Annotated in this window: 14 protein-coding genes; 10 read left to right on the forward strand and 4 right to left on the reverse strand. The window is 71.2% G+C overall.

The annotated features are described in order from the left end of the window. Nucleotides 1-118: 118 nt before the first annotated feature. The 6 genes from AB3X10_RS02190 to AB3X10_RS02215 all read left to right on the forward strand — a co-directional run bounded on the left by AB3X10_RS02190 (nt 119) and on the right by AB3X10_RS02215 (nt 7,717). A complete protein-coding gene (locus tag AB3X10_RS02190) occupies nt 119-1,117 on the forward strand; it encodes a SphA family protein (protein WP_369981604.1) in 999 nt (332 codons plus the stop codon). A 16-nt stretch (nt 1,118-1,133) separates the two neighbouring features. Continuing rightward, nucleotides 1,134-1,901 carry a coniferyl-alcohol dehydrogenase gene (locus tag AB3X10_RS02195; RefSeq protein WP_369978691.1) on the forward strand — a complete coding sequence of 256 codons (768 nt, stop codon included), beginning with the start codon at nt 1,134-1,136 and terminating at the stop codon, nt 1,899-1,901. Between the two features lie 38 nt (nt 1,902-1,939). Further along, nucleotides 1,940-3,409 (forward strand): benzaldehyde dehydrogenase, encoded by a 1,470-nt coding sequence (locus tag AB3X10_RS02200; RefSeq protein WP_369978693.1) that lies wholly within the window; start codon nt 1,940-1,942, stop codon nt 3,407-3,409. 275 nt (nt 3,410-3,684) lie between these two features. Then, nucleotides 3,685-4,527: a p-hydroxycinnamoyl CoA hydratase/lyase gene (locus AB3X10_RS02205; RefSeq protein ID WP_369978695.1), complete on the forward strand. Its 843-nt coding sequence runs from the start codon at nt 3,685-3,687 to the stop codon at nt 4,525-4,527. 22 nt (nt 4,528-4,549) lie between these two features. After that, nucleotides 4,550-6,697: an acetate--CoA ligase family protein gene (locus AB3X10_RS02210; protein WP_369978697.1), complete on the forward strand. Its 2,148-nt coding sequence runs from the start codon at nt 4,550-4,552 to the stop codon at nt 6,695-6,697. 51 nt (nt 6,698-6,748) lie between these two features. Then, a complete protein-coding gene (locus AB3X10_RS02215) occupies nt 6,749-7,717 on the forward strand; it encodes an alpha/beta hydrolase (protein ID WP_369978699.1) in 969 nt (322 codons plus the stop codon). Between the two features lie 87 nt (nt 7,718-7,804). Here AB3X10_RS02215 and AB3X10_RS02220 read toward each other — a convergent pair whose 3' ends face one another. Beyond that, nucleotides 7,805-8,725, reverse strand: coding sequence for a helix-turn-helix domain-containing protein (locus AB3X10_RS02220; protein ID WP_369978701.1), 921 nt, complete (start codon nt 8,723-8,725; stop codon nt 7,805-7,807). A 100-nt stretch (nt 8,726-8,825) separates the two neighbouring features. Between AB3X10_RS02220 and pobA the strand changes: the two genes are divergently transcribed. Continuing rightward, on the forward strand, nt 8,826-10,019 hold the full coding sequence (gene pobA, locus AB3X10_RS02225; protein WP_369978703.1) for a 4-hydroxybenzoate 3-monooxygenase: 1,194 nt from the start codon (nt 8,826-8,828) through the stop codon (nt 10,017-10,019). A gap of 738 nt (nt 10,020-10,757) precedes the next feature. Here pobA and AB3X10_RS02230 read toward each other — a convergent pair. From AB3X10_RS02230 to AB3X10_RS02240, 3 genes are all read right to left on the reverse strand, one after another. Further along, complete coding sequence (locus tag AB3X10_RS02230; protein WP_369978705.1) at nt 10,758-11,741, reverse strand: PDR/VanB family oxidoreductase; 984 nt, start codon at nt 11,739-11,741, stop codon at nt 10,758-10,760. Between the two features lie 81 nt (nt 11,742-11,822). Further along, nucleotides 11,823-12,608 carry a GntR family transcriptional regulator gene (locus tag AB3X10_RS02235; protein WP_228318733.1) on the reverse strand — a complete coding sequence of 262 codons (786 nt, stop codon included), beginning with the start codon at nt 12,606-12,608 and terminating at the stop codon, nt 11,823-11,825. Nucleotides 12,609-12,640: 32 nt separating this feature from the next. After that, entirely contained in the window at nt 12,641-13,717 is a 1,077-nt protein-coding gene (locus AB3X10_RS02240; protein WP_369978707.1) for a Rieske 2Fe-2S domain-containing protein, read from the reverse strand. A 406-nt stretch (nt 13,718-14,123) separates the two neighbouring features. On the opposite strand from AB3X10_RS02240, the gene AB3X10_RS02245 reads away from it, so the two are divergent. The 3 genes from AB3X10_RS02245 to pcaF are packed head-to-tail and all read left to right on the forward strand — an operon-like array spanning nt 14,124 to nt 16,654. Next, nucleotides 14,124-14,795, forward strand: a complete 672-nt coding sequence (locus AB3X10_RS02245; RefSeq protein WP_369978709.1) for a 3-oxoacid CoA-transferase subunit A — start codon at nt 14,124-14,126, stop codon at nt 14,793-14,795. After that, entirely contained in the window at nt 14,792-15,430 is a 639-nt protein-coding gene (locus AB3X10_RS02250; RefSeq protein ID WP_369978711.1) for a 3-oxoacid CoA-transferase subunit B, read from the forward strand. The genes AB3X10_RS02245 and AB3X10_RS02250 overlap by 4 nt, the downstream gene beginning before the upstream one ends. Nucleotides 15,431-15,445: 15 nt before the next feature. Beyond that, nucleotides 15,446-16,654 (forward strand): 3-oxoadipyl-CoA thiolase, encoded by a 1,209-nt coding sequence (gene pcaF, locus AB3X10_RS02255; protein WP_369978713.1) that lies wholly within the window; start codon nt 15,446-15,448, stop codon nt 16,652-16,654. Nucleotides 16,655-16,708 lie beyond the last annotated feature (54 nt).

A 16,708-nucleotide genomic window follows, 5' to 3' on the forward strand; every position in this document is an offset into this window, starting at 1 on the left:
CCGCGTCCCGCTCCACGCTGCCGTGTGTCCCGGCCGGCGCGTGCAGCGCGTGCGGCGTTCCTCTCCCCCCGCGCTCGGCCGTTCCATCCTGTCCAGGAGAACCATCGCCGTGAGTCGCATGTCCGTCGCCGTCCCCGCAACGCCGCGTCCGCGGCATCTCTCCTTCGCCCTGCTGCTCTCGCTCGCCGGCACCCCGGCCTGGGCGCAGAGCGTGCCGCAGACGGTGCAGCTCCCGAACGGGCTGAACACCGGCGGCACCAGCTTCCTGGATGGCTTCACCCGCACCGAGCCAGGCTGGGGGATCGTGCAGTACGCACGCTACACGCACCTGGACGCGATCGAGGACGCGCGCGGCAACGACGTGCCGGCGTTCCGCGGCACCGACATCGGCTCCACGCTGCTGCTGACCCAGTTCGCCTACGCCACGCCGTACAAGCTGTTCGGCGGCGTGCTCGGGCTCAACGCGCTGGTGCCGCTGGTCAACCTCGACGCCTCGTTCGCCAGCGACAGCCCGGCGCGGCTGCGCGACAACGGCTCCGGCCTGGGCGACATCACCTTCGGCCCGTATCTGCAGATGCTGCCGACGATCCGCGACGGGCGTCCGGTGTTCATCCAGCGCTTCGAGTTCGACGCGATCGCGCCGGTGGGCAAGTTCGATCGCGACCGCGATCTCAACCAGAGCTCGGGCTATTGGTCGCTGATCCCGAGCTGGGCGTTCACCGTGTTGCCCACGCCGCAGTGGGAGCTCAGCGCACGCCTGAACTACCTCTACAACTTCCGCGCCGACAAGGCCGCCAACGCGCCGCAGCTGGCCGGCTTCGCGTTCCGCAACGGCCAGGCCGGCGATGCGTTCTGGGTCAATTTCGCCGGTTCCTACGCGCTGACCCCGGCGTTCCGGCTGGGCGTGAACGGCTACTACCTCAAGCAGCTGCGCGACAACCGCACCAACGGCGAGCGCGTGGCCGACACCAAGCAGAGCCAGTTCTATCTCGGCCCCGGCGCGTCGTGGCGGATCGATGCGCACAACATCCTCAATGCCAATGTGTACCTGCCGGTGGAGGTGAAGAACGCCGCCTCCGGCAACAACGTCAACTTCCAGTACATCCACGTGTTCTGAACCGGATTTCCTTCTCATGACCCTGCACAACAAGACTCTCGTGGTGACCGGCGTGGCCTCGGGCATCGGCGGCGAGGTGGCGCGGCTGGCGCGCTTCCATGGCGCGCGCGTGATCGGCGTGGACCGCAACCCGGTCAGCATGACGCTGGACGGTTTCCACCAGGCCGACCTCGGCGATCCGGCCGCGATCGATGCGCTGGTGGCGCACTTGCCCGAGCGCATCGACGCGCTGGCCAACATCGCCGGCGTGCCCGGCACCGCGCCGGTGGCGCTGGTGGCGAAGGTGAACTACCTGGGCCTGCGCCATCTCAGCCAGGCGCTGCTGCCGCGGATCGCGCCCGGCGGCAGCATCGTCAACGTCGCCTCGATCCTCGGCGCGGAATGGCCGCAACGGCTGGACCTGCATCGCGAACTGGCGCAGACCCCCGACTACGCCGCCGGCGCACGCTGGCTGCAGGCGCATCCGGTGGCGCAGGCCACCTGCTACCAGTACTTCAAGGAAGCGCTGATCGTGTGGAGCGCGCTGCGCTCGCAGGACTGGTTCGCCGGCCACGACGTGCGCGTCAACAGCGTCGCGCCCGGCCCGGTGTTCACGCCGATCCTCGGCGATTTCGTGACCATGCTCGGGCCCGAGCGGGTCCAGGCCGACGCCGGCAAGATGAAGCGCCCGGCCTATGCCGACGAGGTCGCCGAGGCGATCGTGTTCCTCGCCTCCGATGCCGCGCGCTGGATCAACGGCGTCAACCTGCCGGTGGATGGCGGCCTGGCCGCCACCGCGATCTGAACCTCCGTTCTCCCGTCCATTTTCCGAGACCACGCACCATGAATGTCACCAGCACTCCCCTGGCCCATGCCGCGACCTGGCAGGGCACGCTGTTCGACGGCGACTGGATCGCCGCGACGCAGACCCTCGAGGTGATCGAACCCGGCTCCGGCCAGCCGCTGTACGCGGTCGGCAAGGCCGGGCCGGCCGAGGTCGGCGCCGCGGTGGCGAAGGCGCGCGCCGCGCAGCGCGCCTGGGCCGCGACGCCGCCGCGCGAGCGCGCCGCGGTGTTCCATCGCGCCGCGGCGATCCTGCAGGAGCAGGCGCCCGCCGCCGCGGCGCTGATCGCGCGCGAGACCGGCGGCATCCTGGCCAAGGGCGAACACGAGGTGCGCGAGGCGATCGTGCTGCTGCAGCGCGCCGCGGCGATGCCGCTGCACGCCAGCGGTCAGGTGCTGCCGAGCGTGCCCGGCCGCCTGAGCCTGGCGCGGCAGTTGCCGCTGGGCGTGATCGGGGTGATCTCGCCGTTCAACTTCCCGCTGGTGCTGTCGCTGCGCTCGGTGGCGCCGGCGCTGGCGGTCGGCAATGCGGTGGTGCTCAAGCCCGATCCGCGCACCCCGTACGCCGGCGGCTTCGTCATCGCCGAGGTGCTGGCCGCCGCCGGCCTGCCCAAGGGCCTGCTGCACGTGCTGCCCGGTGGCGCCGATGCCGGCCAGGCGCTGGTCGAGGCGCCCGGCGTGCCGATGATCGCCTTCACCGGCTCCACTGCGGCCGGCCGCAAGATCGGCGAGCTGGCCGGCCGGCACTTGAAGAAGGTCTCGCTGGAACTGGGCGGCAAGAACGCGCTGATCGTGCTGGAGGACGCCGACCTGGAGCGCGCGGTCTCGGCGATCGCCTTCGGCGCCTACTTCCATCAGGGCCAGATCTGCATGGCCACCGGCCGCGTGCTGGTCCAGCGCGGCATCGCCGCCGAGCTGACCCGGCGCCTGGCCGAGAAGGCGCGGCACCTGCCGGTCGGCGACCCGGCCAGCGGCCAGGTCGCGCTGGGGCCGATCATCGACCAGCGCCAGCTGCAGAACATCGCGGACATCGTCGCCGCCTCGGTCGCGGCCGGCGCGGTGGTCGAGGCCGGCGGCAGCCATGAGGGCCTGTTCTACGCGCCGACGGTGCTGTCCAACGTGCAGCCGGGCATGCGCGCGTTCGAGGAGGAAGTGTTCGGGCCGGTGGCCAACATCATCGTCTTCGACAGCGACGACGAGGCGGTGGAGCTGGCCAACCGCACCGAGTACGGCCTGTCGGCCGGTGTGATCTCGGCTTCGGTGGGTCGCGCGCTGGCGATCGGCGAACGCCTGCACACCGGGTTGCTGCACATCAACGACCAGACCGTGGCCGACGAGGTGGTCAACCCGTTCGGCGGCACCGGCGCCTCCGGCAACGGCACCAGCGTCGGCGGCCCGGCGGACTGGGAGCAGTACACCCACTGGCAGTGGGTCACGATCAAGGATGCGGTGCCGCAGTACCCGTACTGAGCGACGTGCGTCAGCCCCTCTCCCGCCGGGAGAGGGGTTGGGGGCGCCGCAAGAAATCCGCAGAAGCCGCCATGACGAACGCGTCGCCACGCGCCAGCCAAGGTGAACCATCGTGATGCTGTTGCTGGATCGTTTGCCTCACTGGCGCGTGGCGACGCGTTCGTCTTCACTGCGGCGTTGGATTTCTCGCGGCGCCCCTCATCCGCCCCTACGGGGCACCTTCTCCCGACGGGAGAAGGAGGATTCCCATTCTCCCCCCACTGAGGTTGATCCACATGAGCAGCAACACCGAACAAGACACCGTCGCCTATGCCGTCGAGGACGGCGTGGCCTGGGTGAAATTCAACCGCCCGGAGAAGCGCAACGCGATGAGTCCGGCGCTCAACCGCAGGATGATGGAGGTGCTGGACGCGCTCGAGTTCCGCGACGACGTGCGCGTGCTGGTGCTGAGCGGCGAGGGCAGCGCCTGGACCGCCGGCATGGACCTGCAGGAGTATTTCCGCGACACCGAGGCGCACGGCCTGGCCGGCACGCGCAAGGCGCAGCGCGAGAGCTACGGCTGGTGGCGGCGTCTGCGCTGGTACCAGAAGCCGACCATCGCGATGGTCAACGGCTGGTGCTTCGGCGGCGGCTACGGCCCGCTGTTCGCCTGCGACCTGGCCTTCGCCGCCGAGGAGGCCAAGTTCGGCCTGTCCGAGATCAACTGGGGCATCCTGCCCGGCGGCGGCGCGTCCAAGGTGGCGGCCGAGTTGCTGTCGTTCCGGCGCGCGATGTACCACGCCATGCTCGGCGAGCCGATCGACGGGCGCACTGCCGCCGAGTGGGGCCTGGTCAACGAGGCGCTGCCGGGCGAGCGCCTGCGCGCGCGCGTGGCGGAGGTGGCGCAGGCCTTGTCGAAGAAGAATCCGGTGGCGCTGAAGGCGACCAAGGACGCGGTCCGCCGCGTGCGCGAGATGACCTACGAGAACGCCGAGGACTACCTGGTGCGCGCGCAGGAGGCGGCCAACAGCTACGACAACGACGGCCGCAAGGAAGGCCTGAAGCAGTTCCTGGACGAGAAGACCTACAAGCCCGGCCTGGGCGCCTACGACCTGTCCCGGCAACGCCGCGACGCCTGACCACAGCGAGGCCGCGATGGACATGAGCACGACTTCCGCCGCGCCGCCGCTGGGCGCGGCGCGGACCCCGGTGCAGCGCCTGCTGGAGCCGGCCTCGATCGCCATCGTCGGCGCCTCGCCGACGCCCGGCGCGCTCGGCGCCTCGGTGCTGGGCAATCTCGAACGCAACGGCTATGCAGGGCGGATCCACCTGATCAACCCCAAGCGCGAGGAGATCGGCGGGCGCCCGTGCCTGGCGGCGATCGAACAGCTGCCCGACGGCGTGGACGTGGCGGTGCTGGCGATCCCGCAGCCGGCGGTGCTCGACGCGGTGCGCGCGCTGGCCGCGCGCGGGGTGGGCGCGGCGGTGATCTTCTCGGCCGGTTTCGCCGAGGCCGGCGAGGCCGGGCAGGCGCAGCAGCGCGAGATCGCGCGCATCGCCGCGGCGGCCGGCATGCTGGTCGAAGGCCCCAACTGCCTGGGTTGCATCAACTACCTGGCGCGCATCCCGCTGACCTTCATCGAAGCCGACGTCAGCGCCGAACAGGCCGCGCGCAACCGCGCCGCGCCGGCGATCGGCATCCTCTCGCAGAGCGGGGCGATGATGACGGTGCTCAACACCACCCTGGCCAGCCGCGAGCTGCCGCTGTCCTATGCGATCTCCACCGGCAACGAGGCCGCCAGCCACATCGAGGACTACATCGAGTTCCTGCTCGATCATCCGGGCACGCGGGTGATCGCGATGATCGCCGAGCAGTTCCGCCAGCCGCGGCGGCTGCTGGCGCTGGCGCGGCGCGCGCGCGCCGCCGGTACCCGGCTGGTGCTGCTGCATCCGGGCAAGAGCAGCGCCGCGCGCGAATCGGCCGCCACCCACACCGGCGCGCTCGCCGGCGACCATCAGGTGATGCGCACGCTGGTCGAACGCGCCGGCGTGGTGCTGGCCGACACCCTGGAAGAACTGGGCGACATCGTCGAGATCGCGCTGCGCTGCCAGTTCCTGCCGGCGGCGGGCACCGCGATCCTGGGTGAGTCCGGCGCGTTCAAGGCGCTGTGCCTGGACCTGTGCGAGGACCTGGGCCTGGCCCTGCCACCCTTGCACGACGCCGATTCGCCGGCGCTGCGCGCGGCGCTGCCGCCGTTCGTCGCGGTCAGCAATCCGCTCGATCTCACCGCGCAGGGGCTGGTCGATCCGGACCTGTACCAGCGCACGCTGGCGGCGCTGTTCGACGACCCGCGCTGCGCCTCGATCGTGGTCGGCCTGATCCAGACCGATCCGGTGACCTGCGCGATCAAGCTGCCGCCGGTGCTGCGCGCGGTGCGCGAACTGCGCCCGCGCAAGGCGGTGATCTTCGCCGGCCTGGACGAGGGCGCGGCGTTGCCGGCCGACTATCTCGCCCAACTGCGCGAACTGGGCGTGCCGTACTTCCCCAGCACCGAGCGCGCGCTGCGTGCGCTCGCACGCCTGGCGGCGCTGGCCGCGCGCGACTTCGACGAAGCCGCGGCGGTGCCGGTGCAGCTCGCCTTGCCGGCGCAGGCCGGGGTGATTCCCGAGCACCGCGCCAAGGCGCTGCTGGCGCCGCTCGGGCTGCCGTTCGCGCCCGGCGAACTGGCCGGCACGCTGCAGCAGGCGCAGGCGGCGGCGGCGCGGATCGGCTATCCGGTGGCATTGAAGGTGCAATCGGTGCAGCTGGGCCACAAGAGCGATGTCGGCGGCGTGATCCTCGGCCTCGGCGATGCGACGGCGCTGGCGCAGGGCTGGGAGCGCTTGCACGCCAACCTGGCCCGGCATGCGCCGGACGCGCCGCTGGAGGGCGTGCTGGTCGAGGCGATGGCCGAGCGCGGCATGGAGATGATCGTTGGCGCGCGCCACGATCCGCAGTGGGGGCCGGTGGTCCTGGTCGGCTTCGGCGGCGTCGCCGCCGAGGTGATCCGCGACGTGCGCCTGCTCGCGCCGGACCTGCCGGCGGCCGCGGTAGTCCGCGAACTGGAACGGCTCAAGGGCGCGGCGCTGCTGCATGGCCATCGCGGCGCGCCGGCGCTGGACGTGGCCGCGCTGGCCGAACTGGTGGTGCGGCTGGGCGCGGTGCTGCGCGCGCAACCGCGCATCCGCGAGATCGACCTCAATCCGGTGCTCGTCTACCCGCGGGGCCGCGGCGTGCTCGCGCTGGACGCGCTGATGCTGATCGACTGACCCGGCCGCGCGGCCGGCTTTTCCACGACGCCACCTGACCCGGAGCACATGATGCAGGCAGATCCTTTCGATCCCGCGCGGCTGGCGCCCGACGCGTTGCAAGCGCTGACGACCATCGCCGCCGCCAGCGCGGGCGCGCCGCCGCTGCACAGCTTGCCGATGCCGGCCATGCGCCAGGCGTACAAGGGCGTCACCACCTTGCTCGGTGGCGAGCCATGGCCGATGCAGGACGTGCGCGATTTTCAGGCCGACGGGCCGCTGGGGCCGATCCCGCTGCGGCGCTACGTGCCGGCGGGAGCGCTGGCGCCGTACGCGACCATCGTGTACCTGCATGGCGGCGGTTGGAGCCTGGGCGACCTGGACAGCCACGACAAGGTCTGCCGGCGCCTGGCGCAGGCCGCGGGCTGCGTGGTGGTCGCCGTGGACTACCGGCTGGCGCCGGAGCACCCGGCGCCGGCCGGTCCCGAGGACGTGCTGGCGGCGATCCGCTGGCTGGCCGCGCATGCCGGCACGCTGGATCTGGATCCGGCGCGCTTCGCGGTGGCCGGCGACAGCGCCGGCGGCGGCCTGGCGGCGATGGCGTGCCAGTTGCTGCGCGGCCAGGTGGCGCTGCGCGCGCAGGTGTTGTTCTATCCGGGCACCGACCTGTCGGCGACTGGCGACGCGTTCGCGTCGCGGCGCCGCAATGGCGCGGTGCCGCCGTTGACGCTGGAGCTGATGCAGGCGATGTCCGGTCCGTTCCTGTCGTCTGGCATCGACACGCGCGATCCGCGCCTGTCCCCGCTGCAGGCGACCGATTTCGCCGGATTGCCGCCGGCGCTGATCTTCACCGCCGAGTGCGATGCGCTGCTCGACGACGGTCGCCTGTACGCCGAGGCGCTGCGGGCCGCCGCGGTGCCGGTGGACTACGTCGAACTGCCCGGCATGGTCCACGGCTTCATCGAGATGGCGGGTGTGGTGCCGGCCGCGGCCCAGGCGATCGAGCGCAGCGGCGACTTCCTGCGCAAGCGCCTGGCGTGACGCGATCGGGTCCGGCTCGCTGCGCCGCGCAGCCCCGGCTGGCAACTCGACCGGCCCAAAGCGACCTGTTCGGAGAGGGAGGGCAGTCTAGCGCGGTGCCGGCACGCCGCCGCCCTGCTGCGCGCGGCGGAACGCATTCGGCGAACAGCCGGCGTTGCGCGCGAAATAGCGGCTGAAATAGGCCGCGTCGGCGAAGCCCAGCCAGGTGGCGATCTGCTGCACGCTCAGCGAGGTGTAGACCAGGCTGCGCTGCGCTTCCAGCATCACCCGCCGCTGCAGCAGCTGCAGTGGCGCGGCGCCGGCATGCTGCCGGCACAGCGCGCCGAGGTGGCTGGCGCTGAGTCCGAGCTGGTCGGCATAGCGCTGCAGCGGCCAGTGTTCGCGATAGTGCCGGTCCACCAGCGCCAGGAAGCCGCGCACATGCGCGCTGCCGCGGTCGTGGCCGCTGTCAGCGCCCGGCGCGGGTTGCTGCAGCACGCGCCGCGCGGTCCACACCAGCAGCTGGCCGGCCAGCGCATGCAGCATCGGCACCCGGCCCTCGCGGCGGTGCGCGTGTTCGGCGGCGAGTGCGGCGAAGCAGGCGTCGAGCGTGGTGCGCTCGCGCCCGACCTCCAGGCACGCCGGCCGCGCCAGCGCCTGCGCCATCTGCGGCCACTGCGCGTGCCAGGCCTGCAGCAGCGCGGCGGACAGGGTGACGATGTGGCCGCGGATGCGCCGATGGAAATCGAAGCCGTGCACGTACAGCGGCGGCATCCACACCAGCGTGGCGCGGTCCACGCGCTGGCTGCGGCCGTCGATGTGGATCCCGGCCGGGCCGCTCTGCACGTACAGCAGCTGCGACAGGTCGTGGTGGCGGTGCGGGCGGATCCGCCAATCGTGCAGGCGGCTGCGCGCCGCGATCGATTCCCAGTGCAGCGCATCGGCCGCGGCGCCGTCGCCGGTCTCCCCATACAGGCGGAACGCGGGGACGGGGTGTGCCTGAACGCTCGGTTCGGTGATCGCAGCCATCGTCGGAAAGTGCAGGAAATCCTGCGGTTAGTCCATTGGCATCCGCCGATCGCGGCAGAAGACTGGCGAAAAGTACCGCAACCGTGTTCGGGAGGACAGCATGAAGACCACCGTCGCCATCATCGGCGCAGGTCCCGCGGGGCTGCTGCTCGGCCAGCTGCTGCTGCGCCAGGGCATCGATACCATCGTCATCGAGCGGCGTTCGCCGCAATACGTGCTCTCGCGCATCCGCGCCGGGGTGCTGGAGCAGGGCACGGTGGAGCTGCTGCGCGCGGCCGGCGCCGATGCGCGGCTGCAGCGCGAGGGCGTGGTCCACCACGGGTTCGAACTGATGCTGGACGGGCGCCGCGAGCGCATCGACCTGAGCGGCCCCACCGGCGGGCGCGCGGTCACCATCTACGGCCAGACCGAGGTCACCCGCGACCTGATGCAGGCGCGGGCCGAGGCCGGCGGCGTCAGCGTGTACGCCGCCGAGGACGTGACCTTGCACGGCCTGGACGGCGAACAGCCGTGGGTGGAGTACGTGCAGGACGGGACGCGGCTGCGGCTGGGCTGCGACTACATCGCCGGCTGCGACGGCTTCCATGGGATCAGCCGCGCCTCGATCCCGGCCGGGGTGCTGCGCGAGTACGAGCGGGTCTATCCGTTCGGCTGGCTGGGCGTGCTGGCCGATACCGCGCCGGTCAACGAGGAGTTGATCTATGCGCGGCACGCGCGCGGCTTTGCGCTGTGTTCGATGCGATCGCCCACGCGCACCCGCTACTACGTGCAGGTGCCGGCCGGCGAGCGGGTGGAGGACTGGCCGGACGCGCGCTTCTGGGACGAGTTGCGCGCGCGCCTGCCGGACGCGGTGGCCGCGCGCCTGCGCACCGGGCCGGCGATCGAGAAGAGCATCGCGCCGCTGCGCAGCTATGTGGTGGAGCCGATGCAGTACGGGCGGCTGTTCCTGGCCGGCGATGCGGCGCATATCGTGCCGCCGACCGGGGCCAAGGGCTTGAATCTGGCGGCGGGCGACGTGGGGCTGTTGGCGTCGTTGTTCGCGCAGGCGCGGCAGCAGGGCGACGCTGCGCCGCTGCAGCGCTATTCGGAGCTGGCGTTGAAGCGGGTGTGGAAGGCGGTGCGCTTTTCGTGGTGGATGACGACGATGCTGCATCACTTCCCCGACGAGGACGCGTTCGAGCGGCGGCTGCACGAAGCCGAGTTGGACTATCTGCTGGGCAGTGCCGGTGGGCGCGCGACGATTGCGGAGAACTATGCGGGGTTGCCGATGGAGACGGGGGCGGCGTTGGCTTAGCCGGGTCGGCGGAACGCGAGGCCGGATGGCAGCGGATCCCATCGGCGTATCGATTGCCCCGCTCCTTGTAGGAGCGACTTCAGTCGCGACGAACGAAGCGGTACAGCGTCCGATCTCATTCGCCGCGAGAGGGCTGGATTATTTGGTCCGGAGACGTGCTGAAGCCAGCGCTTGAGCTAGAGCTAGAGCTAGAGCTAGAGCAACAGCAGAGAGCAACAGCAAAGGCTTTCGCCTTGCGGCGAGTCACTTTTCTTTGCTTGTGCAAAGAAAAGTAACCAAAAGAAAGCACACCCCGCAGCGCGCCCTCCGCGCTGCGCGCTCCGGGGCCGCAGCCCCGACGGGCATTTTTCGATGGCACATCCCTGTGCCAGCGAAAAACGGCGCGCATCCTGCGCGCCGCCCTTCGGGTATTCGCCCGCCGGGTCTGCCGCGCTGAGGGGGCCCGGAAAATCAAAAGCACAGCAGCAACAGCAACAGTAGGAGCAAGAGCAAGAGCAAGAGCAGGAGCAAGAGCAAGAGCAGGAGCAGGAGCAACAGCCGGGTAAGGACAAGCGTGACGGTGGAAGTAACGGCGCTAGCGCGCTCTTAGCCCCTCTCCCATCGGGAGAGGGGTTGGGGTGAGGGTACGGGCGCAGCCTGGCGCTGCTTCAAATTGCACGAGGTTCCGCGCGTACCCTCATTTGCCTCGATGGGGTGCGTGTGAGGCAATCCCACTCTGGCCGGTCGCGCGACGCAGGCTCACAGCGCGTCGGCGCGGTAGCCGGTGTCGATGCTGATGCTGCCGCCCAGGGCGCGGGAGACGCAGGCGCAGAGTTTGCGGTTCTCGCGGCGCTGTTCGTCGCTGAAGAAGACGTCGCGGTGGTCCAGGCCGGCGTCGGCGGCGAGCACGTCCACCTGGCACAGGCCGCATTCGCCGCGGCGGCATTCGGCCATCATTTCCACGCCGGCCGCCTGCAGGGCGTCGAGCATCGATTCGTTCTCGGCCACCGGGACCTCCAGGCCCAGCGCCGGCAGCCGCACCACGAACGGTTGCGCCGCGGCGCTGCCGCTGTTGCCGAAGGTCTCGAAGTGCAGCCGCGCGCGCGAACGTCCGGCGGCGTGCCAGTGGCGGCGCACCGCGTCGAGCATGCCCAGCGGGCCGCAGACGTAGATCTCCGCGGTCGCGGACAGCTTGGCGATCTCGGTCTCCAGGTCGGGCGCGCCGTGTTCGTCGTCGCAATGCAGCTGCAGGCGCTCGCCCAGCGTGGCCTGCAGCTGCGGCAGGTAGGCCATCGCGCTGCGCGCGCGGCCCACGTAGAGCAGGCGGAACGCCGGATGCCGCTGCGCCAGCCGCTGCGCCATGCCCAGGATCGGGGTGATGCCGATGCCGCCGGCCACCAGCAGGATCTCTGCGGCGCGCTCGTCGAGCGCGAAGTTGTTGCTGGGGACGGAGGTCTCGAGGCTGTCGCCCGGCGCCAGCGTCCACATGTGGCGCGAGCCGCCGCGGCTGTCGGGCATCGCGCGTACCGCGATCAGGTAGCGGCCGTCGGCGCGCGGCTCGCCGACCAGCGAGTAGGAGCGCATGTCCTCGCGCCCGTTCAGGCGCAGGCGGAAGTCGAGGTGGCTGCCGACCGCGAACGGACGCGTGTGCGCGCCGGGATCGAGCAGAATCTCGCGCACGCCGTCGCAGGCATCGGCGATCGCGACCACGCGGGTGGGGTACCACTGGGTTTCCTTGCGCATGGCGGGGGTCCAGGTGTGGAGGAAGAAGAACGGTCTGCTGAGAACGCGAGCGGTGCGCGCCGCGGCCGGCACGCTGTCGGCTCAGGACGTTCCGTCGCTGCCGCGCGCCCGCGCGCCAGGCGCCTTGCGCCGGATCAGCGCGCCGCCGTGGACGCGGCCGATCGCGTGCTGGTCGCGCAGGGCGTAGCGGAAGTTGCGTTGCGCCAGGTGCGCGTGCTCGCGCATCAGCGCCTCGGCGCGTGCGCCCTGGCGCTGCTCGATCGCCTCGACCACCTGCCGGTGCTGGTCCTGCGCCAGGGTCAGGATCAGCCGCGCTTCCGGCACCGCCGCCTGCGCCATCACGAAGCCGTTGGGCGAGGCGAACGGCAGCTGCACCGTGCGCGCGAACTCGCGCGCGAGCAGCTCGCTGCCGGCCATCCCGATCAGCAAGGCATGCAGCCGTTCGTTGTATTGCACGTAGTCGGCGAAGTCGTCCTCGGCCAGGTCCGAGGCCAGTACCGCGTCCAGCCGTTCCAGCAGCACGCGCGCCTGCTGCAGGTCGGTGGCGCTGGCGCCGCGTTCGGCGGCCAGGCGCGCGGCCAGCCCCTCCAGGGTGCCGCGCAGTTCGATCGCGTCGTGCACGTCGCGCTCGCTGAAGGACTTCACCGCGTAGCCGCCGCCGGGCAGGGCGGTGGTCAGGCCTTCCTCGCACAGACGTTGCAGCGCCGCGCGCACCGGGGTGCGCGAGACGCCGAGGCGTTCGACCACCGCCAGTTCCGACAGGCGCTCGCCCGGCGCCAGCGTGCCGCCGAGGATCAGGTCGCGCAGTTCGAGCAGCGCGCGGGTGGTCTGCGCGGCGCTGGAGCGGAACGGAGGCGTGGCGTTCATGGCAATCCGAAAGAAAGGGAGGGCGGGCGGGATCAGCCGACCATGCGCATGTCCAGGTCGCGGCTGCGCTGTTCGCGCGCGATCATGCGCTCGATCAGACGCCGCGCCCACATCCCGCCGGCATCGACGTTGAGGTTGTAGAACACGTGGTCCGGATGCGCGTCGATCGCGCGCTGCTGCGCCTCCAGCACCGCCTCGTCCTCGCCGAACACACCGGTCACGCCCTCGCGCAGCAGTGTGGTCATCGACTGCTCGTGCAGCGAGTGGTTGCGCATGAACGCCCAGAAGTAGTGGCAGCTGCCGTCGGTCTCGGGGGTGATGGTGTTGAGCACGTAGCCGTTCACGCCCTGGCTGCGGTCGCCTTCCGGCGCGCCGCTGCCGGCGATCGCCACGCCGACGTCGATGGCGATGGTGCACGGCGCCTCGAAGCGGATGATCTGCCAGCGGTCGACCTTGCCGCGGTAGCCCAGCGCGTGCTCGATCTGCCGCGCCCAGAACGGCGGCGGGTCGATGTCGCGCATCCAGCGCGAGACGGTGACCGTGCGCTCGCCGTGCACCACCTCGAACGGCGCCTCGGCCACCGCGTCCTGGCCGATGCTGGAGCCGTGCACGAAGGTCTCGTGGGTCAGGTCCATCAGGTTGTCCAGCACCAGCCGGTAATCGCACTTGACCTGGATGGTGCGGCCGTCGCCGGCCCAGGCCGGGTCGCTGTTCCAGTGCAGGTCCGGGATCAGCGCCGGATCGGCGAGGGCGGCATCGCCGGGCCAGATCCACACGTAGCGGTGTTTCTCGGCGACCGGGAAGCTGCGCACGCAGGCCGAGGGGTTGATCGTCTCCTGCGAAGGCATGTGCACGCAGCGGCCGTGCGCGTCGTAGACCAGGCCGTGGTAGCCGCAGACCACGTCGTCGCCGCGCAGCTTGCCCATCGACAGCGGCACCAGCCGGTGCCAGCAGGCGTCCTCCAGCGCCACCAGCGCGCCGGCGCCGGTGCGGTAGAGCACGATGTCCAGGTTGCAGGCCTTGCGCGGCAGCAGCGCGTGGCGGACCTCGTGGTCCCAGGCGATGGCATACCAGGCGTTGAGCGGGTAGCGGGGAAGTTGGTCGGACATGGCGGGTCCTGTATACATTTGGCGACGCGCCCAGCTGGGCGCAGCGGAAGAATTACGCCTGCATCCGTTTTCTGAGAGTTAAAAAAAGCGGATGCCGGCGTTTTGTATACATTGGACCGCATCTGCGCACGCCGCACTGCAGCATCGATAATGTTCGATTATCGATTTACATGGCCGGTAATCGAATTGACCGGGCGCGGTGCTGGGCCTAACGTGTCGCTCTGCCCGGCGCAGGACGACGGCCTTGCGAGGCCTGTTCCGCACACCGGCGCTCCGATCAACCAGGCACCACGGCGCCCGGCGCCGCTGCGCATTTGCGGGAGACAGCAGACATGTCGGCAACCCTTCACCGCCCCGCGACCGGCCTGCGTCCGGCGCCCGGGCATGGCCCTGCAGGAATGGCGCAATGATCGACAAGACCGTCGCCTCGTTCGAGGCCGCCGTGGCCGACATCCACGACGGCGCCACGGTGATGATCGGCGGCTTCGGCAGCGCCGGCATGCCGGACGAACTGATCGACGCGCTGATCGCCCAGGGCGCGCGCGAGCTGACCATCGTCAACAACAACGCCGGCAACGGCGAGACCGGGCTGGCCGCGCTGATCAAGCACAAGCGCGTGCGCAAGATCATCTGCTCGTTCCCGCGGCAGAGCGATTCGCAGCATTTCGACGCGGCCTACCGCGCCGGCGAGATCGCGCTGGAACTGGTGCCGCAGGGCAACCTGGCCGCACGCATCCATGCCGCCGGCAACGGCCTGGGGGCGATCTTCACCCCGACCGGCTACGGCACCGAACTGGCCAGGGGCAAGGAAACGCGCGAGATCGACGGCCGCCACTACGTGCTCGAGTACCCGATCCGCGCCGACTTCGCGCTGATCAAGGCGCACCGCGGCGACCGCTGGGGCAACTTGGTGTACCGCAAGACCGCGCGCAACTTCGGCCCGCTGATGGCGATGGCCGCCGACTGCACCATCGCGCAGGTCGGCGCGGTGGTGGCGCTGGGCGCACTGGATCCGGAAGCCGTGGTCACCCCCGGCATCTTCGTGCAACGCGTGGTCGCCGCAGGAGAACGCGCATGAACCGCCTGAGCCGCGAACAGATCGCCGCGCGCGTGGCGCGCGACATCGCCGAGGGCGCCTACGTCAACCTCGGCATCGGCCTGCCGACCCTGGTCGCCAACTTCCTGCCCGCCGACAAGGAGATCTTCCTGCATTCGGAGAACGGCGTGCTCGGCATGGGCCCGGCGCCGGCGCCCGGCGCGGAGGACCCGGACCTGATCAACGCCGGCAAGCAGCCGGTGACGCTGCTGACCGGCGGCTGCTACTTCCACCATGCCGACTCGTTCGCGATGATGCGCAGCGGCCGCCTCGACGTGTGCGTGCTCGGCGCGTTCCAGGTCTCGGTGCATGGCGACCTGGCCAACTGGAGCACCGGCGCGCCCGATGCGATCCCGGCGGTCGGTGGCGCGATGGACCTGGCGATCGGCGCCAGGGACGTGTTCGTGATGATGGACCTGCTGACCAAGAGCGGCGACAGCAAGCTGGTCGCCGAATGCACCTATCCGCTGACCGGCCTGCGCTGCGTCTCGCGCGTCTACACCGACCTGGGCGTGTTCGCGGTCGGCAAGCACGGCGCCGCCGTCATCGAACTCGTCGACGGCGTGTCGCTGGACGAGCTGCAACGCCTGACCGGCCTGCCGCTGGCGCTGGCCTGACCTGGAGATTGCGCAATGAGCGACGTGTACATCATCGACGGCATCCGCACCCCGATCGGCCGCTACGGCGGCGCGCTCGCCGGCGTGCGCGCCGACGACCTCGGCGCGCTGCCGATCCAGGCGCTGCTGGCGCGGCATCCGCAACTGGATCCGGCATTGGTCGAGGACGTCTATCTCGGCTGCGCCAACCAGGCCGGCGAGGACAACCGCAACGTCGCGCGCATGAGCCTGCTGCTGGCCGGCCTGCCGTCCAGCGTGCCCGGCAGCACCGTCAACCGCCTGTGCGGCTCGGGGCTGGATGCGGTCGGCACCGTCGCGCGCGGCATCCGCGCCGGCGAGCTGGGGCTGGCGATCGCCGGCGGCGTGGAATCGATGTCGCGCGCGCCGTACGTGATGGGCAAGGCCGCGACGCCGTTCGCGCGCGAGCAGCGCATCGAGGACACCACGATGGGCTGGCGCTTCGTCAATCCCGAGATGAAGCGTCTGTACGGCGTGGAGCTGATGGGCGAGACCGCCGAGAACGTCGCCGCGCGCTACGGCGTGTCGCGCGAGGACCAGGACGCGTTCGCGCTGCGCAGCCAGCAGCGCACCGCCGCCGCGCAGGCGAGCGGCTTCTTCGACGGCGAGATCGTGCCGGTGACGGTGCCCGGCAACAGGCGCGGCGAGAGCGTCGAGGTCGCGCGCGACGAGCATCCGCGCGCGGACACCACGGCCGAGGCGCTGGCCAGGCTCAAGCCGATCTTCCGCCAGCCGGGCACGGTCACCGCCGGCAACGCGTCGGGCATCAACGACGGCGCCGCCGCCTTGCTGCTGGCCTCCGCCGCGCAGGTGCAGGCGCTGGGCCTGACCCCGCGGGCGCGCGTGCTCGGCTTCGCCGCGGCCGGCGTGGAGCCGGCCTACATGGGCATCGGTCCGGTGCCGGCCACGCGCACGCTGCTGGCGCGGCTCGGCGCGAAGATCGAGGACTTCGACGCGATCGAACTCAACGAGGCCTTCGCCGCGCAGGGGCTGGCCTGCCTGCGCGAACTCGGCCTGGCCGACGATGCCGCGCACGTCAACGCCAACGGCGGCGCGATCGCGCTCGGCCATCCGCTGGGCATGAGCGGCGCGCGCCTGGCGCTGACCCTGCTGCGCCAGCTCGAGGCTGGCGGCGGCCGCCGCGGCCTGGCGACGATGTGCATCGGCGTCGGCCAGGGCGTGGCGCTGGCGATCGAGCGGGTCTGAGCGACTACCCTGTAGGAGCGGCTTCAGCCGCGAGCGCGGCGCCATGCAGCCGCG

Source organism: Xanthomonas sp. DAR 80977, from assembly GCF_041240605.1.
Taxonomy (GTDB): Bacteria; Pseudomonadota; Gammaproteobacteria; order Xanthomonadales; family Xanthomonadaceae; genus Xanthomonas_A; species Xanthomonas_A bundabergensis.